Raw genomic sequence first — 24,469 nt, 5'->3', positions numbered from 1 at the left:
TCTTGCGAAATGAAGTAGCGTAAAAAATAATATAACGCTTTCAACATCTTGTATATACAAGATTAAGTCATGTATATACAAGTTGTCAACAGCTTTATCTATTAAGGTAATACCCGTTTTGCAGCTAAATGATCAGGAGACTCATCCATTCTGTCCGATTGTATGTTATGACTCGTAGAATAAGCTCAATTCACACGAAAAAAGGCTCCTGCCTATAGTCAGGAACCTTTCTTTTCTATGATGAATAAGGTACTCATTTACATCCATATCGATAGTGCACTATAAAGGAGCAATAAGGACATTATGATATTGAAGGAACGCTCATGCTTATTCAAGAAACGTTGAAACACTGCGCCAAAAATCGCCCAGCTCACTACAGCTACAAAACCAATACAAGTCAGGAGTAATGAAATCGTAATAAGCTCTATATACGATACATCATAAGGCATTACAAACGTTGAAATGACCGTAATACCATACAAAATGATTTTTAAATTGATAAATTGTAGCAACAGTCCTGATTTGAAGGAATATCCCTCATTGTGATCATTATCCTCCGTAGAGGATTTGCTCTTTGCAATTTTCACCGCCAGATAAAGCATATACAGACTGCCGAGAACATTCATCCAGATCTTAACCCGTGGCAAAAAATGATACAAAGCAAGATTAAAATAGCAGGCTAACAGCATAATGGCGAAACAACCTGCTGTTACTCCCAGCAAGAATGGGAATGCTTTTTTCAAACCCAACCGCCTGGCACTGTCTAAAGACATAATATTGTTGGGACCTGGCGTAAAGCTGCTAACAAGTGCATAAGAAAGGAACGGAATAAACGGCATGCAACAATCAACTCCCGTATGTTATAATTGAATGAAATGTACGTTGAGACGTACATTTGTACTTTATGATTGTACAATATGTTCTTTATAAAGCACAATAGGAGCGAAGAATTATGGAGAATATTAATCTGATTTTAAGTAAAAATTTGAAACATCTAAGAAATGAAAGAAAATTAAGTTTAGATAAATTAGCTGATCTGACGGGGATCAGTAAAACGATGCTCGGTCAGATTGAGCGCGGAGAATCTAATCCCTCGATTACAACCGTATGGAAAATTGCGAACGGCTTGAAAATCTCTTTCACTGCTCTGATTAATGAACCACCTTCAGATGCAGTAGTCGTTCCTAAAAGCAAAGTACAAGTGCTTGAAGAAAATAATCAATATCGGTTGTATCCATTTTTCCCCTATGAAGGAAGTAGAAATTTTGAGGTTTACACCGTAGAGATTGAAGCAGGAGGAGAACTGAGTTCAGCGCCGCACCGTGAAGGTACAGAAGAATTTATTACGGTATTTGAGGGTGAGATGGTGGTAAAAGTCAGTGAGGAAATATACACGGTTAAAGCTGGAGATTCGATCCGCTTTAAAGCAGACCGCCCACACATTTACTATAATCTAGGAGAAACCCTGGTTCGGGTGAATATGATTATTTATTACTCTGTATAGTTCAATCTTGAAGACCATAAGTATACAAGTCTTTAAATTAAATGATTTGCCTGTATGCTGTTTAGGAGATTTTAATTTGCTTTATCACTCGTGCTGGATTTCCAGCTACAACCACATGATCTGGAACATCCTTGGTTACTACTGCTCCTGATGCCACTACGACATTATTACCTATCGTAACACCGGGATTAATAACTGCTCTACCGCCAATCCATACATTGTTGCCAATCGTTACAGGTTTCCCATACTCTGGGCCAGCGATTCGTTCAAACGGATCTATGGAATGAGTTGCTGTGTAAATATGGACTCCTGGAGCCATGAAACAATTATCTCCAATGCGCACTTCGCAAACATCCAAAATGGTACAGTCAAAGTTGGCGTAGAAATTTTCCCCAACATGGATATTGTATCCGTAGTCACAGCGTATGTTGGGTTCCATACCTATATTTTCACCAGTTGACCCGAAAAGCTCCTTAAGTAACTTTTCACGGTACTCACGATCCGTCTCTGCCGTCTGATTAAAGAGACGTACACATCTTCTCGCATACTCTCTTTCATTTGTTAATTGAGGATCAGCAGCTACATAAAGTTCTCCATTCATCATCTTTTGTTTTTCCGTTTTCATAGTCATGGGACAATCCCCTTTATATTTTAATCTGATTTTTTTCTTTCATCCCAATAGGTTGGGCTGCGCCCGATATCAAGCCAGCAACAATAACGCCAGCAAGCACTACAATCAAGGCATGCAGAAGTCCAACATGTTCACCTAAAAACCCTAATCCTGGGGGGCCTACTAAAAAGGCAATGTAACCGATCGTGGCTACGGCTCCAACCCGGATAGCTGCACCACGAGGATCGTCTCCGGCAGCAGATAAGCCCACAGGAAAACCAAGTGAGGCTCCAAACCCCATAATACGACGCCCAGTCCGGCCATGAGGTAATGCTGTCCCCAGATCACTAGAATGATACCGATAGCAGCCAGGACAGCACTCCCTTTCAACACAGGGACACGGCCGTATTTATCCAGTATGAATCCGCCAGTAAAACGTCCAATGGTCATCGCTGCCACAAATAGTCCATACATATAGGAACCTGTTAAAGAATCCACGCCATAACCATCTACCATCGTTAGCGGCAGCCAGTCATTCGCAGACCCTTCTGCAAACGCCATACCTAACACGATGATACCGATCAATAAAATCCGTCTTTCTTTCCATACAGCAAGCTGCGCCTTGAGATTAGATCCGACCTTTTGAGTAGGAACTTCTTTCTCTATACCTGTATTGCGGGGCAGAAAACGATAAAAATAGAAAGTTACCGCTGCAATCATGACAGCCATTGCTCCAAAATGGACCACAACAGGTATGTGTAGTGCCGCTGCTCCAGAGCCAATAACCGCACCTACAAGTGTCCCCATACTAAATGAACCGTGAAAAGCGGGCAAAAGCGTTTTTTGCAATTGATTTTCTACCGCAGAACCTTCGACATTAAGAGCTACTTCCGCTGTCCCATAGCCACCTCCAAAGATGACCAAACCAGCAAATACGATGCTCGTGAGCGAAAATGCAGTTCCCAACCCTACAATGACAAAACCGATCACAATCAAAATCGCACTTCTCAGAATGACCGCCCGTCCACCTATACGAGAAATCATATTGCCTGCACTAAGTAGTCCCACTAAAGAACCTGCGGCTAATCCAAAAATTATAATTCCCATTTCGGCAGTCGAGACATGTAAAATATCCCGGATAATAGGCGTTCGAGACACCCAGGAAGCAAAAGCTACACCCGGTAAAGCGAATAACAAAAATAAAATGTTACGAATTACCCTGGGATTCATGGAGGGTTCTACTGGCATTTACTTATCTCCTTATCACCACTTTTTATTAATCTTTTAATAAGTTATATTATAATTAGTCATTCTATTCGTATCCAAACTATTTGTCAAAAAGAGAATTATAGTCATAGATGGCTATTGACTGTCAGTTGTAAACATATTAAAAAGGGCCTGAGCAGGTAGAGCATGAGCACTCGTCACCTATTCAGACCTTTTAATTAAACTATACAAGCTCTATACTGAATCAGCCTTGAATTGTCTTTTGGATTCTTCTTCTATTTTCAATCTGGTTTCTCCCAGCAACCCTCCATCTGCTGACGCCTGAAGCAACAACTCACCAGCCACATAACCGGATTGTATAACAACGAGACACCTTCCCCTGTGTGTTCGTCTCTCATTCCCCTTGAAGGATTCATCGCTGGTGAGATCACCATTGTCTATTCCAAGGATACGACCATCACCATGCAGTTTAAAGGTTACATCAAAATCCTGGTTAGGTACAATGGTCCCGTTTGGGTCTATGACGGTTACTTCCACATGAGATATCTCATGCCCATCAGCAGGTAGAACCGTCCGATCGGCCTCCAACTTTAGAGCATAAGGAGCCCCGGCAGTGGTCAGTTCATGCTCACAAACCTTCTCGTTTCCATTACGACCCACAGCCCGGATTTTGCTCGGTGTATAGGGAAGCTCCCATAGGATTAGATGATTAGGGTAATCCACTAGCTTCCTCTCACCGTATGATTCATCATTCACGATCAATTCCACACTCTCACAATTAGTGAAAGTAACCAACCGTATCAATTTTCCACCGTATTCAGGAAATGTCCAGTGATCTTCCATAGCCGGAGATTTCCAGTGCATCGTCCATGTCGGATTAAATTCCGATTTCATATGTTCGTTAAATGCGGCTATGTGCACAATAGGCTGATCAGACCATAAACTTTGTTGGAGATAAGATACTGGTTTGCGGAATCCGCAAGTATCAATCAGACCCGAAGACCACCCTTTGGAGGGATAGCTCGTTTCTCCCAAATAGTCAATTCCACTCCAAACAAATTGACCGATCACATAATCATGATTAGCGACATCAAACCAGGGATTCATAGGCAAATAACCTTTAACCCGGTTATCCTTACCCCGATAGTATGGGAATGTTTCTGTTCCAAGGATAAGCGTATCCGGCATGGCCGCTCTATAGTGCTCATACCACTGCTCCTGATAGTTTACCCCCAGAACATCCACTCGTTGTGCCAGCTGTTTGGTATGCTCCACTTTGGCCTCAATCGAACCCTCACGCAAGCTGATCGGTGTATTATGCGGCTCAAGCGCACATGTAACCGGTCGGGTTGGGTCTTTTTCATGGCAGAAACCCACGAGCTGCTCCAACATTTTGAGCATGGATGGCTGACCTTGGTTTTCCACTTCATTCCCAACGCTCCACATGAAAACACTGGGATGATTCCTGTCCCTGAGCAACATTGCTTCCAGATCTTTTTCCCACCACTCATCATATAAATGCTCATAGAAAAGAGACTTCCATTTGTCAAAAGCTTCATCAACCACCAAGAACCCCATCTGATCACATAAATCTAATAATTCGGGCGCCATCGGATTATGAGCAAAACGGATCGAGTTACAGCCCATTTCTTTCAGCCTCTGCAGCCTTCTCTTCATGGCTGTATCATGGTAAGCAGCCCCCAGACAACCTAAATCATGGTGAATGCACACTCCCTTTAGCTTTAAGCTGTGCCCATTCAGAAATAAACCTTTTTGAGTGTCCAGCTTCACTTCTCTTATACCAAAAGGAGTACAATAACGATCCACCTCTGTATTGTCGCAATAGATCGTCGTCTGAGCTTCGTAGAGCAGTGGGTTGTCCGGTGACCATAGTTCTGGCTCTAAAACTCGCGCTTTTTGCTCTATTTCCCCCGTTTCACAGCCCGAAAGAGTTACTCGGTTTTCCACTTTTCCTTTGATCTGTCCCTGTGGGTCCAGCATTTCAGTCATAATCGTACACTCTACGGCATGCGCGTGATGATTAGTGACCTGGATTCTGGCAGTCACCTTGGCTTCATCTGGCGAAATTTCAGGTGTGGTAATGTAAGTCCCCCATTCGGTTATATGAATATAATCCGTACAAATCAGCCAAACATTACGATAAATACCGGCCCCCGAATACCATCTATCAGGTGAAAGAATCGTATTGTCCACTTTGACGGCAATCACATTCTCCTCATCCCACCGAATATATGGAGTCAAATCATATTGAAAGCTAACATATCCATAGGGTCGCTTGCCCACAAAATGCCCATTGATCCAAACCTCACTGTTACTGTGAATGCCATCAAATTGTATGTATACGCGCTGTTTTGGAGAGGAGGGCTTCACATTAAAATGCTTTCTGTACCACCCGACAGACCATCTCGGCAAATAAGCTTGATTGCCACCATACAGCATATGCGGATCAAAGGACTTTTCAATGCTCCAATCATGAGGGACTTGAAGGAGCCGCCAATGCTCATCATTATAGTCCATTTTCTCAGCACCTGCATAATTACCTTCTATAAATTTCCAATCTATTTTGAATGGCATAATCACTCTGCTTCCCATCATCTTGCCTCCATTTCATAAAGTGGATGAACGGATATAACAACAGTGCGGGATGACCATCACAAAAGACGTGTTCTCATTACAATATTTGATACACCGGGCGATCTTCTATAAAGTGTACGGGGAGCATTGGAAATTGGGCGGAAAGTACATCTGCGAGATACTTCATCCCAGGTGCTTCACTTTCAGCATGTCCCAGCATGATAAGTGCTTTACTTTGCCCTTGATAGACAGCATCTTTAACATATTCTGGTGTTTCCCATTCTGGGCCCTCACCGGCAATGACTAAATCCACATTTTCATTTAGAAATAATGGAATGGCTAGTTCACCACCTCCCCTGTATCCTACTGAGATTCCCACTCGTTCACATGGCATGGAAACCTCGCCAGCCACCCGTACATAACGAATATGTAGTTTGGCTTTGATATATTCAGCGATCTCCTTAACCTCCATAGCCGGAATAGTCAAAATGGCGGCCGTCGGCTGCTGTTTCACAATGTAGTTGTGCCAGCTAAGCGCCTGAAGAAGCCCAACCATCACTCCATCCGGTTGATAACGATGTATGGCGTCATGAAACCGATAAATGCCTATACCTGCATCGGCAATGAGGCGAGATTTTTGCAAAAAAACAGGATCATATAGTAAACATTCATGCATTCTCTGATGACTATAAAAGATGCCTTCATGCGTAATGATAAAATTTGCACCTAGAGAAATAGCTTGTTCTATTACATACTGCGAAGCTGAGAAAGCGGTTACAATTCCTTGCACCTCAGTATCTATATATCCTGGGTCCAGTAGATCTACGGTGGTGTTGGGTATGCTTATTCCCTTGGTCAGATGATTCACAATCTGACCCATAGTCATGGTCATACACGTTCCCTCCTCATGGATAATGCATATCAATTGTACCATTTTATTTCAATCATAAGTGCTATTCTTTCTAGCAAAATAGCCAGTTCCAAAGGAGCCAGCTGTTTTACGAATGGTTCTATTATTTATACAGAACTCCTAAAATGGAGTCGATTCGTTCTTTTGCTCCTTGCCAGGATGTCATGACGGGGAACTCATATTGCTCTCTTACTCTCAGATTCCATGGATGAGGAATGCAAAGCACCTTTTTCCCCTCCTCTAGCGCAGGCACTAAATTATGAGGACCATCATCAATCAGGAGATCATAGTTAATCAGGTTCTTTCGTTTACATGGGAAAAAGTTCTCAATCGGAATGAATGGCATATGTCTTTGAAGCCAGTTCCATTTCTCTACGACGGTCTTGGGTTCTGCCGCTGTCACAATAATGACATCAAAAGCATTGCAAAGCTTCTCCATCTCTTCTACAACATACTCGTCATACAGTTCAAGTTCCTCAAACAAACCCGGTCGCCCATAAAATACATCATGCGTGCTTTTGGGATGACGTAGATGATCAGTATTCCAATCTAACATTTCTTCATACCGAAGCGGATGAGTGGGAAATTCACTATTGTTATGGTATATGGCTCGTTTGACGAGATGACAGATGGTATCGTCCATATCGACTGCAATGATTGGTTTTCTCATCAGCTTGCCCCTATTCACTCTGGTAAAATTTTTCACAAGAATATCATACTATAATTTAATATCGCGGTGAAGCTTAGGTATTGCTGGCCGATTAGATCTCGCCTTTATTCAAGATAATTAGCCAAGCACAACGTTAGGTTTATCTACATAAATCAGATATATTAAAGCAAAAAAGTTAGGTTGGTTTTATTAAAATAAACTAAATTTCAAACAAATATAAGCAATAAATACAATGATATCATAGAAAATCTCACTTAAATAATAAATCTATGTGTTTATTCTTAGAAAACACAAAAAATAACCAAAAAAATCAATTGAATAACAAAAACTCAAATGATAGAATAACAAAAATAACTTTTCTCCAAATTGAAAACGCTTAATTTGTGTTTAGCTTACTGCTATTTACACACTTACATACCTACCTCATCTCTGTATAGCAGGAAGTTGAATAATATATTTAGGGAGGAATAAAAATGAAGGTATTGTTAAGAAAAGCATTATTGTCTGGACTGGTCGGCTTGCTCATCATGATTGGTTTAGGAGGAGTTTTCTCAAAGGTAGAAGCTGCTTCAGGATTTTATGTAAGCGGTACCAAATTGTATGATTCTACAGGCAAGCCATTTGTTATGAGAGGCGTCAATCATGCTCACACATGGTACAAAAATGATCTTTATACAGCTATCCCGGCAATTGCCCAGACAGGTGCTAATACCGTCCGAATTGTCCTTTCTAACGGAAACCAGTACACCAAGGATGACATTAATTCCGTGAAAAATATTATCTCTCTAGTCACGAGTTACAAAATGATTGCTGTGCTTGAAGTTCATGACGCTACAGGCAAAGACGACTATGCGTCTTTGGATGCAGCTGTGAACTACTGGATTAGCATAAAGGATGCTCTGATCGGCAAGGAAGACCGGGTTATCGTAAACATTGCGAACGAATGGTATGGTTCTTGGAATGGAAGTGGTTGGGCTGATGGATACAAGCAAGCGATTCCCAAGTTGAGAAACGCAGGTATCAAAAATACGCTCATCGTCGATTGTGCCGGATGGGGACAATATCCTCAGTCTATCAATGACTTTGGTAAATCTGTATTTGCAGCTGACTCTTTGAAGAATACGGTATTCTCCATCCATATGTATGAGTTCGCGGGTAAAGATGTTCAAACTGTTCGAACCAATATTGATAACGTTCTGAATCAAGGACTTCCTCTGATTATTGGTGAATTTGGCGGTTACCACCAGGGAGCAGACGTCGACGAGACAGAAATCATGAGATATGGCCAATCCAAAGGAGTAGGCTGGTTAGCCTGGTCCTGGTATGGTAATAGTTCCAACCTTTCCTACCTTGATCTTGTAACAGGACCTAATGGCAATCTGACGGATTGGGGAAAAACTGTAGTTAACGGAAGCAACGGGATCAAACAAACATCGAAAAAAGCCGGTATCTACTAAAAACACATTAAGAAAATAAAAAATACTCATGTATTCACTGGCCCCTTACTTTATGTGAAATTAGTCTGGAAAGGAATCACCATGTAACCTTCTGGGTTATATGGTGATTTTGATTTCATATACAGGCACAAGGCTAACCGAACCGATATCTACAATACTTTCCTTTGTCGTCTCTTTCCAGCCAGCCATGGTCGTATTGCTATTGAGAACCTTACCTTTTCGAATGGAAGAAACATATACGTACAACCCTTGCTCGATGAGCCGATGCTCAAATGCTTTCAAACCTATTTCCCAGGTCGTATGGTTGCAGAAATTATCGTTGATCAGTTCGCCATCAATAAAAGCATAACCGATATCTCCAGTATAATGGATACGCAGCAGAGCTTCCTTGATTCCGTGAAAGGCATCTAATTCGAAATCAAGGGTAAATTTATCGTTATTTATCCTTTTCAAATTGAAATGAATTTCTTTCTTAGGAGCCTTTAAACGATATGTTTTGAATACATTGTTTTCTGTTATTTCAAGCAGTTCTCCACCGGAAATCGATGTGAATGAGGCGTCAAAATCCGGGAATACACTCAGGGTTACCATTTCTTGGTCCGTTGATTCCAGCCTTAGATCGCCCTCAGATACAAGTACATTGGCATTTGTCAAAATGACTCTGTCCCGGCCTTGCATGTTTACCTTCCAAAATGTAAGACTTTGCTCATCAGTCATCGTATAGATGGCAACTTTTTGACCACTTTCAGATACCAGATGGATGAGACTATCCTCCTCTTCAGCAACCTTAATGATCGTGTTCCCATCCAATTGCTCTATCGAACCTTTGTCGATTGTGGCACTGATTATATCTTTTGACTCCATTACATACCTTCCTTGCATGCCCTCTGGTACAAAGAAAAAATAATATGCTTCTCCATCCTCTTCTATCCTTGTTATCAGCTGTGCCGTAGCATATTTGAGTTTCATTCCATCTAAATTGAAGTTAAATGGCAATATGGCAAAACTATCACGTCCTAACGTCAGTTCACCTTGGCTAGGGATTACAATTTTTTCCTCGGGTAGCTCAATACTCACATTAAAATCGCACAGGTCGTAATTTTCGACATGGTCTTGAAAATTATTTAGAAACAGGTAACCCGATCCGGCACTAGATCGCACTGCATATCGTAACGTATCCACATCATAAGGGTCCATCTGGGACGTATCCCCTGGCAGAATTGTCTTTGTTAGTGAGAATTGCTTTTGGAACGTTGAAAAAAAGTAATGCTGCAGCTTTGTTCTTTGGTATGATTCCCTTACTTGGCCGAATTCGCCGATCATAGCGTTGAAATCATAGGATATTTTAGGAGTGGCTAGATCATTTGTGAACGGGTTAACCTTACCTCGAGGATTGGAACCCCCATGATACATGTAGTATCCGATCAGGTTACAGCCTTCTGCAACCTTCATGACAGTCATCGCTGGAACACTGCGGTAGGGAAATGCGAATCGATATTTATAAAACTGAACCATGCCGCCACCCATTTCACAGCAAGCGTACGGATAGTCTTCAGGCGCGTATTGAGGCTCAAAATTGTAGCTCTTTGGAATCTTGTTATTATGCTTGTCTCGGAAAATGTATTCCGGTGTCGCAGGATGCTCGTTCATCCCCTCCAACCGTCCCTCTTCGTAGTAGATCCATGGCCAATAGGCATACCCGCCCCATAATGGCAGCATATCAGGTACAGGAGTTGTCGCTCCTCCCCATCCTGTGCACGTATAGATCGGAGTATCAATCCCTGCTTCCAGAGCTATTTCTTTAAGTTTTAACATATGCGAGTTACCGTCACTTCCGCTGTTTAACCACATATCATTAATTCCTACAGTCAAGGCCCACTGGGCAGATGAATGATTATGCTCGTTTTCGATTTGGGTGCCGATAATTGGCCCCCCCTCCTTATATAACAACCCTTTAACCTGGGTACCGATTTCGTTATACATTCTTCTTGCATAGAACAGATACCCCTCATCATTAGAACGAACCTCAAATGGTCGACCGAATAACCAATCCGGCATACCGCCGTTTCGAATTTCCCCATGATCAAAGGGTCCGATCCGAATCATGGAGTATACCTGATGCTTGCCGCACAACTCGATGAAACGACGAAGATTTTTGTCCCCACTCCAATCAAAAATACCTTCAACTTCTTCATGTAGGTTCCAAAAAATATAAGTGGCAATGATGTTTACGCCGCCCATTTTTATTTTAATAATTTCGTCTTCCCAATAGCGTTCATCATAACGGGCATAATGGAATTCACCACAAATACCGAAAAAGGGCTCTCCGTCCTTCTCCATAAAATAGTTGGTGAATCCGATTTCCTCTCCTTTGGGATTGGTGCCGCCCAGTTTGATATGTCCTTTAACAATATGCTTTTGATCGTCTTTGACTGTAACCCGATAGTTTCTCATGGAGTTCACTCCCCTCACTCGTTAATCTGAATTCAAGATAAATTGATTCCATTTGCGCTGCCAAGCGATATCATTCCAGAATGGATGATGGGGAGCACAGTTAGAGCAGAGGGTCATTCCCCAGAACCCAAGTGCCATTCCTTTTCGCAACACATATTCAGCGATAAATTTGCCGACTGGGCCTTCTTCAAATTGGGCATACAGCGGCGTGTAGCCTACATAACCTTCTCCTATGACAATTGGAATACCGGAATGACGAGTCCATTCATGAATTTCTTCTAAACGGGTGTCGGCCTTCTGCAACATGGCAATTTTATGGTCTCCATACCGATCGTACAAAAATAAATCCCATTGGTTGGGATCTACCCAGTCGTGTAAATAAATAAGCCTCATGCCGACTGGATTGCCTTCCATCCGCCAATTCTGCTCCGGAGGCAGGGTCCACTTTGCAAATGGAGGAGCGTCTTCTCTTAATAGGGATTGTACGAATGGATTGGGGAACGGCGCCAACTCATCATAAAGCCCTGCCGCTTCCATAAGCTCATTGAGCACTCCTTTAATATAAAGATGAAAATGGGCAACCTGCATATTGCGCGCGACGTAAGCCTTAGGGTAGGCTTCATTTAACGTATAGCTTGCCGTCATCATAATATCGGGATGACATTGGCGAAGATATTCAATCGCTTCTTCTACATAGGGCTGCATGGCTTCAATAAGCGCTGGTACATTCGTTTCGGCTATGCCTTCAGACGTCCCAACAGCGTTTAACTGCCCAAATTCCACTTCGTTATGCAACTCTGTATAGATGATCTGGTTCCTATAGCCTTCTGCTGTGACGAAACGGATCAACTGATCCATTGATTTTGCAATGGCCATGAATCTCTCCTTAGGAGGTATTGCAGCTAATTCATCTCTAAGCTCAGCATGAGCCAGAAAGCTGGGACTCTGCTGATATTCCCAAGAGGATAACATAATGTAACAGTTATGAGCCTTTGCTTGTTTAAACAGTTCAAGTAAATGAGCATGCCCGTCCAGCACTGCGCCGCCACGACAGTTATACCAACGCGTACGCTGGCCTACTTCCCCAAGGTTAGCAAACTCCAAGGGTCCAGGACGTTTGCCATCCGCTGTAAACAACATGAATGGCATAGCACATACTCGGATCGTATTGTACCCTCTTTCGACCGCTTCTTTAAAACGGGCCTCAAGATCGCTGTAGGGCTCACCTTCCTGCGTCATTGTATACCAAGAAAAGTCCCACATGGTGATCGTCAATTTGCGCGGTACATTTCTCATGAGATTACTCATTCGATTTCCCCTCCCAGCTCCAGTCCATATGGTTCAATGCTCCTTGATGGTTAGCTTCCAGCTTAAGCACCGATTCAAAATGCAAGATAGCTTCGTCCTGTCGTCCTAATCCAAGCAAACCAAGTGCTTTCATATAAGTACAATGAACCTGATTACGAATATTCAGGTCATCTTCAAAGATGAGAAAGTCGGGTAACGAGACCGCAAAATAATCCATTTTCACGGGTTCAAACAAGTGCCTTTCGGCGTAATCAATGAGCTTGTTGAATCGACGCTTTCCTTCCTTCGCATAACCAAGTTTCTGCCAGGCCAAACCTTGGTAAAATATCATATCTGGCTGTTGATCGTTATAATACATGGCGTTAATGGGTTCCCCCAGTCCTTGAGAGGCCGTGGAAAAAGCCTGCCTTGCCTCATCTGTTAATTTCAATAGCTCATACGCACAGCCCAAATAATAGTAGATATCGTTATCTTGGGAACCCTCTAGCTTACCTTCGCCAAGATTCTCTGGATACACTAAAGCCTCCCGCAGCCCTTTTACAGCCTGCTCAATCTGCCCAGACCTCAGGTCGGACTTCGCAAGCTCTACCTTGGCAAGCCTATACTGTCCAGTTACCTTCCCCTCTCCGCCTTCCCATGGATGAAATATTCTCCCTGTCAGCAAGGACAACGCTATTTTATGCTGCTTCATCGTATTGTGAACGGTTACATATTCCAAAAACAGATCATCGCGAAGCTTTATGATTCCCGGATAACTCTCCATTAGGTTCAATCTGTCGTTGGGCTTGATGTTCAGCTTCTTATACAACTGGTCAAGCTCATAAAGAACACGTGCGTCTGAAGTATTGCACGCAAAGGCCTGCTCTAACGAATGGCGAGCCTTCTTTACTTGGCCTTGTTTGTTAAAATATCCAAGAGCAAGATTACGGTGAACAACGGGGTAAGTATCGTCAATGGAACGAGACGTTTCCCAGCTGGAAATGGCATCCCGATGCCGTTTCTTATCATAGAGTAAATTACCTAAGTAATAATGCGCCTTTCCATCCCCCGGTCTCGTTCGAATTGCAAATTGTAACACATCCAACTCCAACAGACTGTTAGGAAAGCAGTAGTCGGGAACTGCAACTGCGGCCTGCGCGAGAGCATTATTCGCCTGCTCATGTTTGCCGATTTTAGCATAGCAGAAGGCCTGAACGTAATACAGCATAGGGTATGTTTTCGCCTGCTCTGGAGCTTCTTCCAGCACACATGCTGCATCCTCATAGAGTCCCGCCGCCGCATAGTCCGATGCTACCGCTATATAATTATGCACATCTCCACGCATCCATTTTTGCAGCTCTTCGAAGACCGTTTTAGCATCATCTCGTAACCCGAGAGCCTCTAATGATAATGCTTGCTCACGGTAAGCTCCAAAATCGGCGATATCGAGCTTAATCGTTTCCTTGGAAAAGGCTATTGCTACTTCATAGTTGCCAAGCTTACGAAGAATAGCCGACTTCAGGTCGCGTGCTTTGTAGTTGCGAGCATTTCGGATTATCGAACGCTCCACCAGCTCCAACGCTTCTTCATAGTTCCCTTTTTCTGTCGCAATCTGTGCCAGTGAGAAATACCCGCTGTCTTGCCATGCTGCACTCCATACTGATTTATAAAATGCAGCGAACGCCTCATCCATCCGCTCTTGGTATTTTAGCGACAAGCCAAGCTGGTAGTAGGCCTCACCGTCATAGGGATTAGAGTTACGCCAGGTTACCCGCGAGATAGCTTTACGAAAGCACTCTTCACTTTCTGAATACAACCCTCTACGAAGAAGCAACGTACCATATGCCACATTTATGCGGCTGTCATTTTTATCTCTTTTCAGGCCCTCAAGATAATACGCCTCGGGTTCAAAGGTAGCATGACGGTATTGCTCCAAGTGTTGTCCTGCTAAATATAATTCTTCGTTCGTTCTTAATTCCTCCGGTTCTGGCAGGGGGGCGGCAGCAGCCGGCATCTGTTCAACTTCCTTTTTCTTCGGCTGATAGCTAATCAACTCCCTTCCGGTCACGTCTTTGACGGTTAAGCATAGTTCATAATCCTCATCCTCAGCCAAAATAACTGTCTTCTGCATAAAGGCCTTATTAGGTGTCAGATCTAAGGTTTCTTGGATATAAACTTTCCGCTGACTACTTAATTTCACAACAGCGTCACGAAATGACGAAGTTACATAGACTCCAATCTGTGCTGTCCCTTCGCTGCGATTTAATTCCAAATTAACGGCTGCGTCAATTGAAGCGTTTTTGACCATACCAATATGTTTGTAAGGCATAAAATACTGCGAGAACGATTTTTCTTCATACGGCTGAAGCCAAGTGAAATCTGGTTGGTTATCGGTATATACCCCCGTCATCAACTCGATGTAGGGGCCGTCTTCGTCTGTTAGATTCCGGTCCCATGCTTGGCCGAATTCGCCATTTCCCCATGTCCATTGCTTTTTTCCGGGAGAGATGTGATGGTTAGCCACATGCAAAAGCCCGGCTTGTTTCATATGGTCGTAACCACCTATGAAATTGTAATCCGATTTATAGGCCATATATGAAGTGGGGACAGGAATATTTTTGTATCGGGAGATATCTACGCCTTCAGAATAATCCATTTTATAATAAGTGCCTGTAGCGATCGGGAAACGGGATACATCTCGCTTTCCATGGTCGAACACGGCTGATACGTCTGGAGGAAAAACAGATTGTGTGTGCTCATGTACCGCTACGGCTGGATTGGCCCACCATAGAAACGTTTGAGGCTTGGCAGTCCGGTTGTATAGCTGGGCCCCAACTTTAAGGTATGCTTTATCCGGTTGGAGTGTAAAACCAGCTGTTACTTTCGTGCCGAACATACGATCAATTTCGCTCACCCATACCGTTGCGCTTCCGTCCTCATGTTCTTCCAACTTGTATTCAACGGGTCCGTAAGTGTTGGGACGGTGATGCTGCGGCCAGTTGAACTCAATGCCTCCAGATATCCACGGCCCCAATAAGCCCACAAGCGCTGGTTTGATGACCCTGTTATAATAAACAAAATCGTAACCGTTGGTCTTGTCGACCGCACGATAAATGCGGCCTCCCAGTTCCGGCATGATCTCAATGCGTAAATATTTATTTTCCAGAAAAACCATTTGGTAATTTTCAAGCTTCTTCTCATCCTCAATTTTATCAATTACCGGATGCGGATACACTCGACCAGAACTTCCCTGATAGACACGTTTCTCCAGAAACATTGGATTTTTGTCGGGTTTGCCAATTCCATATGTGGGGATGTGCACGGTTTCCTCCCACACGCATGCCTTAGCGTCGAAGATGCTCAATTCCATCACTCCCCCATAGTCGCTCTTATATTCAGAGCTTACAAGTAAGTGACAGTACAGACAATTGACAATCCACTGTTTATGATGGACTATATACGTATTTCACCATTAGAGCCGCCTAAGGCTAGGAGATGGATAGATTATGAATAAGAAAGCTGATGGATTTGAGGGTGAAAAGTTATATGTCCTTCCACCCTATATGCTGGATAAATTAAATATGAATCCGCTTACTAAAAATCTATATATTACGGACATAGGCTGCTTCAGCCATGCGCGCCATCATTTTCGTGAAAGAATGCACGGATGTGACTCTCATATATTCATCTACTGTGCCAGCGGAAAAGGTTGGATACGAACAAAGGATGGCCTAACGATTGACATGACGGAGCGAAGCTTTGCGTACATTCCCAGGGACATGCCGCATGCTTATGGGGCTGACGATGGAGATCCTTGGACGATTTACTGGTTTCATCTTAAAGGGGACCAAGCTGATGATTTTATGGCATTATTCGAGCCTTTTAAAACGTATATTTCGATGGCCGCCAGTGATGAAGTCAAACTACTGGAGCTATTTCATCAGTGTTACGACCTTTTACTGAACAAATCATACTCCATCATACATTTAGTTCAAGTATCGCAAACTGTCCGTTATCTGCTGAGTTTTGTTGTTTCCGTTGCATTTCGCAAGGAAGACAGTACGTACCAGAGTCATGTGGATAAGGCAACACGCTATATGAGTGAACAATTGGAATCCACCCTTTCGCTTGAGGAGCTTAGTCGGCATGTTCAGGTATCCAAGCAGCATCTGAACTTGATATTCAAACAATCCACCGGCTACTCTCCTGTCGATTACTATTTAAGAATGAAGATACAGAGGGCCAGTCAGCTTTTGGATTTGACGAATGCTTCTATTAAAGAAATCAGCATACAACTCGGTTTTAGGGACCCTTACTACTTCTCCAGGCTATTCAAAAAAATAATGGGCTGCTCTCCTTTGGAGTATCGAAATAATTTGAAGGGTTGATCTATGTTCATCAGGAGCGTTCAAATTTGCTTCTATCGGGCTACCGCAAGGTCACAGATCATTTACGAATCAGGGGTGCAAGGTCTATACTTAAGGTTAAAAAAGGAAGTTTTGTATGCTCCTCACGTTGAATCGAAGACTAAATGCAGCTATGCCGCTAATTACACCAATCAGCATTCTAATTGGCGTCCTGATCGGTACGCCGTTGTCACAATATACCGAACTCTCTCCCTGGCTGTTTGCATTCATGACCTTCGCGGGCAGTATCAGTATGGGGTTTAAGGATTTTGTCCATGTGATAAAGCATCCTGGTCCGCTCATCGCCTGTCTGTTTATTCTTCACCTGGCCATGCCGCTTCTCGCCATGATGCTGGGGCATCTGGCTTTCAGTAATGATCCTTATACGATCACTGGACTTATTCTTGGTGCAGCTATCCCTACAGGTATTTCCAGCTTCGTGTGGGTCAACATCTATAAAGGCAACACGGCGCTGACATTGGCGATCATTCTAATTGATACGATTTTGGCCCCATTCGCCGTGCCGGGCATCATGTCCCTGCTGATCGGAGCGGATGTGCATCTCGATACCTGGGCGATGATGCAGAGCCTGTTCTGGATGATTGTCGTTCCTTCGCTAATCGGCATGGTATTGAACGAATGGACTAAAGGGAAGATCAAGCAGGTATGGGGACCTCGGCTAGGCCCGTTCTCCAAGCTGGCTATGGCTCTTGTCGTCATGATTAACGGATCTGTCATCGCGCCTTATCTGGTCGATTTTAATCTCAAGCTTGTTGGAGTATGCCTATCCATAGTCGTCCTTGCTTCCACTGGATATGCGATCGGTTATCTGATATCAGGGCTGATGCGGTGGAATAATGCAGACCGTACGGCGCTTGTCTTTAACGGCGGCATGCGTAATATTAGCGCGGGAGCTGTGCTGGCCATCACCTATTTCCCGGCCCCGGTAGCACTGCCTGTTGTACTCGGGATGATTTTCCAGCAATCCACGGCATCTCTGGTCGGATTTCTGCTAAGTCGTCGCGACCGCGGCAACGCCAAGGAAAAGCGCAATACGGCCTCAGTTTCTTAAGCAAAGGGGGCTGGCGGCGGTTCCAGAAGATAAACTCCTCCTTATGAGGAGGAGTTTCGGAAGGGCGTTTCTATGCGCACATGGTTGGGAGCTTAATTAAAACATGCATGCACAATCATGTAAATGGTTACTTTCCACTTCATAACATTTCTATTGAATCGTGTAGGGTAATAAACTAAGCCCCTGTAAAGAGCCTTTCGTGGCACAACGTTCAGGCCACATATTACCCTAAGGAAACTAAGAACGATATACACAGGTTGCAAAGTCTAAAATAGCTTTTGCGTAAGATTTTGAAATTGTGACTTCACTCCATCTTTCTGAAGTTCTGATTGTAACACCTGATTAAAGGTTTGAAGTGCACGCTGGAATTTATTTTCACCTAATTCCGTAATCCGAGTATACACACCTCGTCGATCATCCTCGCATGTATATCTTTGTAAAGCCCCGCAGTTTTTGGCTTCCATTCTCACTACGAGTCTCGATGTCGCACTTTGACTTAATCCCACCAATTCTTGAAGTTGCTGCAGTCGTAATTTTTTTTCCTCGGAATTGGATATAAAACCCAACACATAAAACTCCTTCAAGGATAAATCATAATTTTGTAGTAGAGCTTGTTCTAACTTATCATTTAAAGTGGAATGGATGTGAGACAAAGACAACCATACATCCAAGAGTTCGTTTTCATGTTGCAAGTTTAGACCACACCATTCTATGTTAAAGTATCTCCACTTAGTTTATCCTATTGTATCAAGCTTAAATGGAATGGTCAAAACTCCTACAATATTTTAAATATTACAATCCGTCGTCACCGAACCAGTATGCAAATGCAGCATAATGATTCTCGTTTCAGAGCGTCCACTTATTGACAGTAATCCACCTTAACTATCGTCCACGGATATTACATGGTTTATATGTGTTATTGGTCGTATGGTTGGGTTCACTCGAAATTGGTATGTACTACAAAACCAACATCTTCTAAATAAGGTGGGCTAACTCCGCTTAACCACAGGAACATATTATCAAGTGGTTAGGTGAAATCATTTTACATAATTTCCTACATTGGCAAAGTAAAGATTACTTCAAGTGGATCTTTACCTTCGAAAAAATCTTCATACAATTTTCTGACTTCCATCGAGTCTAATTCTTCTCCTTGTATGTTGATTAACCTATCCAACTTTTCTAAAATACTTACTTCCTTTGATGACAACACCTTTGACTTAATAAGCGTGTCTTTCATATTAGGAAGTAACCCTCTTGGCCAGCAATCTTCATACACACCTCTGTATGAATCATACAAGAAAGTGATCTGACTTATTCCCGCATATTTCCGAACATATGGATGCACTAATAATAAAAATTGAGCGACGATTCCAGAACGCTGGCTTATATAATAGGCTTCTTGTACTTCCTTCATTAAGTAAGATTTGTCTTCTACAGAATCAGCAAGATAATTGTTGTACATTCTTAAAAGAACACTTATTAAGTGTTCTTTCTCTAAATTCTCCTCCAACTTCTTAATTATTTCTTTTTCACTAATTCCCGCTTTTATAAACCCTATTAAACAAGCTGACATCCCTTTCACATTAACAGCTTTTTCAGCTATACATAACATATATTTATCAAAAGTTTCCTTGAGGTATTTTTCACCAAATGTGTAAATATCCAAACATTCAATGATCGTTTCTATTAGTGAAGCTTGATCATACTTATCTTCTATATGCGGGAGAAGGTCTATCATATGTTCAACAAATTCTTTTCCATAATACTCTAGCAAGCTAGGATTATATTTTATATTTTTTAATAGAGCAAAAAACGTTTGATATTCTTTTGTATCATTATTTTGTGTTAGATATTTGAACAGCTCATTAATATATTTAACTTTCTCGTCCACCAGACTTTCTCCCCTTCTATTGTTAGTGTTACTTAATTCAACTTTTTACACGACTTTAGATTACTGGCAATAAAAAAGCAATTCTACAATAGAAAGCTAGTGCCATTGTACTACATGCCACTCAATTCCTTTGGGAGTTTGCTTATAAATAATTCACATTACACCATTGTTTCCATATTCATCTCGTATATATACAGAATTCCATCCTGCGTAATTCTGCCATCCGAACCTTTAACATTTCCCCATACTTCTTCAACTACCATGTACTCATTAGCAAGCTTGACGATTTTGAATCAGATAGAACCTCTTGCTGTACTCTCCACTTTCGCCATAACAGATATTTCTGTTGTGCTTCCTGTTCATCGTAGCCATTCTGTATCATGACGTTCAGGATGGCGCGGGGGATGGAATTGGTGTAACCGTACAAGCAACTACGAAACCTTTCCCATGAGATGTCATACAGGACAACAAACGCCCGATGAGTTAGCCCTAACTTCTGAATACATTCCTTAACAGGATGATTCATGAACGTATTCTCCTTTCGAGAGGTTTTCCCTTATAGGTTAGACACTCTACAGGCAGGAATCACACCCAGACATACATAAGCATAGGAAAACTCTTGTATTTGTCACATCAGAATTACTCATTAATAACAAGAGAGCCTAGTTAATAACGGTAAGCCCCGAATAGATTCGATTAGATTTCCGCATCTCATCACACTATTTGGATGCTAATCCGATCGGTTCATTATCAGCAAGGGTAAGAATAATCGAATCTTGCTTAGCTTCGCTATCTGTTGTCCGCTTAATTGACGGTGCATGGTGCGCATGGGTTGTGGCGGTACAGCAGATAAAAAACAGATCAACCATGGTAGTATTTGACCATAATCAACCTGTTCAATGTAACGCTATTACGTTATTTAGGGTATAAAATTAAGGTATTAATGTGCGTACAAACATAATGGGGAAATCTTTTTACGGGTATTACATGGGTTATATGTGTTACTACTCATCCATCTCCCAACGAAAGTATTTGGAGAGATTATTGTATGCTTTATTAATATCATCATCTGTGCATTTATTAATAATACGATTCAAAGTTGCTTCAAGTATCTTTTCATTAAAGTCACTTGTAATAAAATGACCATGTCCGATTATGACATCACCTGGACCTACCATCCGTTCTAACCTTTTAGGACTAATTAATTCGAATGAAAACAAGTCTGATGCTCCATTTATGTCCTTAGGACCGATATCTATATGATAAGTAATATAAAAATCGTCTATATCATCACCCCAGTCCTCATATATCTTTGTTAGAGCCTTTATAATAAGCATTTAATCTACTCTCCTAATCCAAAATATCGATATGAACATTTCTAATTTGCTTTGGTGCCCATGTCTTATTATAGTCATTATAATTACGTTCTGTCCTAATCATGATATTTTCTTGGAAATTTGCTCTTACCATATTTTCTCCTGGCTTAAATTGAATTCTAAAAGCCCTCATTCCATCTGCACTTGAAAAACCAATAATTTCACCTGTCGTTTTATCAATAATATCTTTAGCACCCTCACCTACCCATGCTTTACCAGCATTCATTGCCTCTGTACGAGTAGAACTGCCTAGAGTTGATAACCCTTTTGGTGATTGTTTAACTCCAAGAAGAATTTGAGAATCAGTCAAGTTATCTACATATCCAGGATGCCACCATTTAGGTTTTCCCGTACCCTCAGAAGAATGATCCTCCTTCTTATGCGATCCCCCTGGTGAAGCACCGTCATCTTTAGAATGCTTCTTTCCTTTCATTCCAACAATAAAAGCAAATGCTGTATCTACTAACAAATGGGCATTTTCTTGTTTGGATCTGTTTATCGTTTTTTCATAAGCAGCATCTGGATCCGTTATGACATTAACGATGTTATCTGCTACGTCTTGCTTTGCTTGGAAGTTATCGGCCACCATTTGACGGATATCTAGATTAGGAAAATTACGTATTCGTTCCCATGTCGCTTCTACACTCTCATAAGCAGAGTTTTTGATTTCATTCAGCACAATCCGCTCAGTCTCATCCAGGTCTTTCATAAAAGGACTTTCCCTATACGGCCCATACTCTTTTCTATATTCGTCAATTGAATTCAGAAAATCAATTAGATATTTCTTCTGTTCCGTCGTGTATCCTTTCATATCATCCCGATACTTGGAACTCATCAAAGCTCTGTCACTATATCGAAAATGGTTGTCCGTCTGCCGCTGATGTTCCATTAATGCGACTATATCTGTGGAGAGATCTTGATTATTATAATAAGCATCCAGCGCCTTTTCAAACTGTTGATCCACATTTCTTTGATACCAGCGTTCCCGTATATCAGAAGGAATATCGCTATAGGCTTGTACGGAAGCCTGATTGACTCCCTTTACATAGTTGATGAAGTCATGTATGGATTGTACTTCTCCATACCCTCTGGCACTCGTCCATACCTTGCCGAGAAAATCCATCGTCGCATGCCGTTCACGGGCTCTCTGTTCCTCCGCGTGTGCATGTAAGGTTTGAGCAGCAACCTTGGCCGTCTTCCCCAACACCACTCCCCAACCATGGGAAGGGACGCTGGCAATCATGGACAATCCTGCTGCCGCATATTTAACTATGGATGACGGTCCAGAGGAAGCCACTTCGGAACGAATCGAAGCTATTTTTTGACTTGCTGCTTTCGGTATGGCACCCAATACAGGAATAGACGCAGCCACATCACATACTTTCTGGGCTAATCCCAATACGCCATCGAGTAGACTAGCCTTCGGTGAATTTGGAGTGTTTACGGCTGACTTAACGGCTCCCCCATCTTTCGATGTAACGCTTGAATTGGAGCTTCCCCCTGTACTGCTGTTTGCTGCACTTTTTGCCGCCTGCGCCTCCGCATAAGCTTTCATAGACATTAGTGGTGGTTCCCAAATCGGTGCTAAATCAGCAACAAAAACCGATCTTTTAACCGTGCCTTCTAGCTGTACTTTAGCGGACCGTATATCCGTTTCCCCATCCAACACCAAGCTACTGCTGCCCGCTTTGAAATAAATAGCCTCGGCAGCTTGAATATTCAGCTCCCCGTCTGCATGCAAGGAGAGCGTCTTGCCTGCCGACAATGACAATTCATGTTCACTGACGACCTGAATACCCGAACCATTCATTGAAATGTGAACCTGTTCCGATTTAGCCGTCACCTTCAATTCACTGGCACTCAGCTTGATGGCCTTGCCATGAGGAGTCCCCCAATACTTGGTGGCTGGATCAGTGAGCTTGGGGGACGAGCTTCGCCCTTGTCGTATGGAACTTGCCGCATATCCATCCGCCTCCTGCTCTGTAGGGAAGCGGACAGATACTGTATCTCCTCGTTCCGGCATGACGTACCACCCGCTATGTCCTTCGGCGGTATAACTGCTGGCATATGGAAACCACCACGCCTTATCCTGGTCTTGTTTTTCATCCACTGTAAGATGAATACGGATTCGGCCTGATTTGGCTTCTATTACACGTCCTTCGAATGAAGCTCCTGTGAGGTGGGGGCACAAAATCTCTGTTTGCTGAATTCCCTGTTCGTGAACCAGTTCATATTCGTGTAATAGCAACCCTTTCCGCAATTCAGAAGTGACTTCTGCCACCATCCATTGCTCACCATTCCAATTCGTGAGGTCTCCGGGCCTGGCAAGCGTTTCACTCTCCATCATGTAGCTGAATTCCGCTGTCCTTTTCGGATCAAAACTACGTCGAGTACGGTAAACCGGATGCTTCATCTCAACGTACTGCCCCTCAGGCATACCAAACCAGAATTTAGGTCCATTCAATGAGATCTCTGGGATCAACACCGTTCCAAACCGGGAAGCCATCCGTTTGAGAAAGGCCCAATCCGTCTCTCGATATTGTAAAGTAAATTCATGTAAGATAGTACTATCTGTTATGTTATCAATAACATCGGCCTGATTGTGCTTCTGAATGATTTGCTTGATCAAATTTCCGTAGGGCATTAAGGTATCCTGATAAGACCGCGTTACAGGTGTGATATCCAACTGAATCGTATGAGAAACGGCTTCAAGCTCCACATAATAGATGCCACGCACCATCCGTGTTTCTGCATGGACCAGTAAACCATGGAACAAAATGCGTTCAGGCTGACCATTCTCCGTTTTGGTACGGATAATGACCGGTTCGTTATCCTGATCCTGTTCTATGTAATGATCTCTCTGCTCTTCATCTAACCATCCACTGATCTTTAACCGGGCATGGTCATTTAATTTTCGTTCAATACGCAGTTCGCTTATCGTTTGAAGAGGATATGGACCTGTACATTCCAACTCCGTATACGTTAACATCGTTTGTGTGTGATTCAACTT

At 42.6% G+C, this 24,469-nt stretch carries 17 protein-coding genes and 1 pseudogene; 4 read left to right on the top strand and 14 right to left on the bottom strand.

Annotated features, from left to right (window positions below; all coding sequences use genetic code 11):
- Window positions 1-257 precede the first annotated feature (257 nt).
- Window positions 258-839, bottom strand: a complete 582-nt coding sequence (locus NLX82_RS19230; RefSeq protein ID WP_023986882.1) for a LysE family transporter — start codon at window positions 837-839, stop codon at window positions 258-260.
- 113 nt (window positions 840-952) lie between these two features.
- Here NLX82_RS19230 and NLX82_RS19225 point away from each other — a divergent pair, with 113 nt between their 5' ends.
- Complete coding sequence (locus tag NLX82_RS19225; protein WP_023986881.1) at window positions 953-1,504, top strand: helix-turn-helix domain-containing protein; 552 nt, start codon at window positions 953-955, stop codon at window positions 1,502-1,504.
- 61 nt (window positions 1,505-1,565) lie between these two features.
- Here NLX82_RS19225 and NLX82_RS19220 read toward each other — a convergent pair whose 3' ends face one another.
- From NLX82_RS19220 to NLX82_RS19200, 5 genes and pseudogenes are all read right to left on the bottom strand, one after another.
- A complete protein-coding gene (locus tag NLX82_RS19220; RefSeq protein ID WP_076160523.1) occupies window positions 1,566-2,135 on the bottom strand; it encodes a sugar O-acetyltransferase in 570 nt (189 codons plus the stop codon).
- 13 nt (window positions 2,136-2,148) lie between these two features.
- Window positions 2,149-3,344, bottom strand: a pseudogene (locus NLX82_RS19215) (MFS transporter).
- 231 nt (window positions 3,345-3,575) lie between these two features.
- Entirely contained in the window at window positions 3,576-5,954 is a 2,379-nt protein-coding gene (locus NLX82_RS19210; protein ID WP_254348774.1) for a glycoside hydrolase family 2 TIM barrel-domain containing protein, read from the bottom strand.
- 79 nt (window positions 5,955-6,033) lie between these two features.
- Window positions 6,034-6,828, bottom strand: coding sequence for a Nif3-like dinuclear metal center hexameric protein (locus NLX82_RS19205; protein WP_069079793.1), 795 nt, complete (start codon window positions 6,826-6,828; stop codon window positions 6,034-6,036).
- A 121-nt stretch (window positions 6,829-6,949) separates the two neighbouring features.
- Window positions 6,950-7,516, bottom strand: coding sequence for a 5' nucleotidase, NT5C type (locus NLX82_RS19200; RefSeq protein WP_069079794.1), 567 nt, complete (start codon window positions 7,514-7,516; stop codon window positions 6,950-6,952).
- A 473-nt stretch (window positions 7,517-7,989) separates the two neighbouring features.
- On the opposite strand from NLX82_RS19200, the gene NLX82_RS19195 reads away from it, so the two are divergent.
- A complete protein-coding gene (locus tag NLX82_RS19195) occupies window positions 7,990-8,973 on the top strand; it encodes a glycoside hydrolase family 5 protein (RefSeq protein ID WP_069079795.1) in 984 nt (327 codons plus the stop codon).
- 96 nt (window positions 8,974-9,069) lie between these two features.
- Here NLX82_RS19195 and NLX82_RS19190 read toward each other — a convergent pair whose 3' ends face one another.
- The 3 genes from NLX82_RS19190 to NLX82_RS19180 are packed head-to-tail and all read right to left on the bottom strand — an operon-like array spanning window position 9,070 to window position 16,084.
- Window positions 9,070-11,427, bottom strand: coding sequence for a beta-galactosidase (locus tag NLX82_RS19190; protein WP_254348773.1), 2,358 nt, complete (start codon window positions 11,425-11,427; stop codon window positions 9,070-9,072).
- 21 nt (window positions 11,428-11,448) lie between these two features.
- Complete coding sequence (locus NLX82_RS19185; RefSeq protein WP_254348772.1) at window positions 11,449-12,735, bottom strand: cellulase-like family protein; 1,287 nt, start codon at window positions 12,733-12,735, stop codon at window positions 11,449-11,451.
- Window positions 12,728-16,084, bottom strand: a complete 3,357-nt coding sequence (locus tag NLX82_RS19180; RefSeq protein ID WP_254348771.1) for a DUF5107 domain-containing protein — start codon at window positions 16,082-16,084, stop codon at window positions 12,728-12,730. The genes NLX82_RS19185 and NLX82_RS19180 overlap by 8 nt, the downstream gene beginning before the upstream one ends.
- Window positions 16,085-16,220: 136 nt before the next feature.
- Between NLX82_RS19180 and NLX82_RS19175 the strand changes: the two genes are divergently transcribed.
- Both NLX82_RS19175 and NLX82_RS19170 read left to right on the top strand, forming a co-directional pair.
- Window positions 16,221-17,102, top strand: a complete 882-nt coding sequence (locus tag NLX82_RS19175) for an AraC family transcriptional regulator (protein WP_053324575.1) — start codon at window positions 16,221-16,223, stop codon at window positions 17,100-17,102.
- A 115-nt stretch (window positions 17,103-17,217) separates the two neighbouring features.
- The gene (locus NLX82_RS19170) at window positions 17,218-18,192 is read left to right on the top strand and encodes a bile acid:sodium symporter family protein (RefSeq protein WP_023986870.1); all 975 of its coding nucleotides are present in this window, start codon (window positions 17,218-17,220) and stop codon (window positions 18,190-18,192) included.
- A gap of 266 nt (window positions 18,193-18,458) precedes the next feature.
- On the opposite strand, the gene NLX82_RS19165 is transcribed toward NLX82_RS19170, so the two are convergent.
- The 5 genes from NLX82_RS19165 to NLX82_RS19145 form a co-directional block, all read right to left on the bottom strand.
- Entirely contained in the window at window positions 18,459-18,884 is a 426-nt protein-coding gene (locus tag NLX82_RS19165; RefSeq protein WP_023986869.1) for a MarR family winged helix-turn-helix transcriptional regulator, read from the bottom strand.
- Window positions 18,885-19,246: 362 nt separating this feature from the next.
- Entirely contained in the window at window positions 19,247-20,083 is an 837-nt protein-coding gene (locus NLX82_RS19160) for a hypothetical protein (RefSeq protein WP_254348770.1), read from the bottom strand.
- A 256-nt stretch (window positions 20,084-20,339) separates the two neighbouring features.
- Window positions 20,340-20,609 (bottom strand): preprotein translocase subunit TatA, encoded by a 270-nt coding sequence (locus NLX82_RS19155; RefSeq protein ID WP_069079801.1) that lies wholly within the window; start codon window positions 20,607-20,609, stop codon window positions 20,340-20,342.
- Window positions 20,610-21,087: 478 nt separating this feature from the next.
- Window positions 21,088-21,420, bottom strand: coding sequence for an Imm8 family immunity protein (locus tag NLX82_RS19150; RefSeq protein ID WP_069079802.1), 333 nt, complete (start codon window positions 21,418-21,420; stop codon window positions 21,088-21,090).
- 13 nt (window positions 21,421-21,433) lie between these two features.
- Window positions 21,434-24,466, bottom strand: coding sequence for a phage baseplate assembly protein V (locus tag NLX82_RS19145; protein WP_254348769.1), 3,033 nt, complete (start codon window positions 24,464-24,466; stop codon window positions 21,434-21,436).
- Window positions 24,467-24,469 lie beyond the last annotated feature (3 nt).

The organism is Paenibacillus sp. A3M_27_13 (assembly GCF_024213315.1).
GTDB lineage: Bacteria > Bacillota > Bacilli > Paenibacillales > Paenibacillaceae > Paenibacillus > Paenibacillus polymyxa_B.
Note: the sequence above shows the minus strand (reverse complement) of the source record. Positions and strands in the feature narration are given on the sequence as shown.

What these genes read in the sequence shown, in the direction of transcription:
- NLX82_RS19230 (WP_023986882.1), bottom strand. Translation starts at nt 839, where the DNA reads ATGCCGTTTATTCCGTTCCTTTCTTATGCACTTGTTAGCAGCTTTACG.
- NLX82_RS19225 (WP_023986881.1), top strand. Translation starts at nt 953, where the DNA reads ATGGAGAATATTAATCTGATTTTAAGTAAAAATTTGAAACATCTAAGA.
- NLX82_RS19220 (WP_076160523.1), bottom strand. Translation starts at nt 2,135, where the DNA reads ATGACTATGAAAACGGAAAAACAAAAGATGATGAATGGAGAACTTTAT.
- NLX82_RS19210 (WP_254348774.1), bottom strand. Translation starts at nt 5,954, where the DNA reads ATGGGAAGCAGAGTGATTATGCCATTCAAAATAGATTGGAAATTTATA.
- NLX82_RS19205 (WP_069079793.1), bottom strand. Translation starts at nt 6,828, where the DNA reads ATGACCATGACTATGGGTCAGATTGTGAATCATCTGACCAAGGGAATA.
- NLX82_RS19200 (WP_069079794.1), bottom strand. Translation starts at nt 7,516, where the DNA reads ATGAGAAAACCAATCATTGCAGTCGATATGGACGATACCATCTGTCAT.
- NLX82_RS19195 (WP_069079795.1), top strand. Translation starts at nt 7,990, where the DNA reads ATGAAGGTATTGTTAAGAAAAGCATTATTGTCTGGACTGGTCGGCTTG.
- NLX82_RS19190 (WP_254348773.1), bottom strand. Translation starts at nt 11,427, where the DNA reads ATGAGAAACTATCGGGTTACAGTCAAAGACGATCAAAAGCATATTGTT.
- NLX82_RS19185 (WP_254348772.1), bottom strand. Translation starts at nt 12,735, where the DNA reads ATGAGTAATCTCATGAGAAATGTACCGCGCAAATTGACGATCACCATG.
- NLX82_RS19180 (WP_254348771.1), bottom strand. Translation starts at nt 16,084, where the DNA reads ATGGAATTGAGCATCTTCGACGCTAAGGCATGCGTGTGGGAGGAAACC.
- NLX82_RS19175 (WP_053324575.1), top strand. Translation starts at nt 16,221, where the DNA reads ATGAATAAGAAAGCTGATGGATTTGAGGGTGAAAAGTTATATGTCCTT.
- NLX82_RS19170 (WP_023986870.1), top strand. Translation starts at nt 17,218, where the DNA reads ATGCTCCTCACGTTGAATCGAAGACTAAATGCAGCTATGCCGCTAATT.
- NLX82_RS19155 (WP_069079801.1), bottom strand. Translation starts at nt 20,609, where the DNA reads ATGAATCATCCTGTTAAGGAATGTATTCAGAAGTTAGGGCTAACTCAT.
- NLX82_RS19150 (WP_069079802.1), bottom strand. Translation starts at nt 21,420, where the DNA reads ATGCTTATTATAAAGGCTCTAACAAAGATATATGAGGACTGGGGTGAT.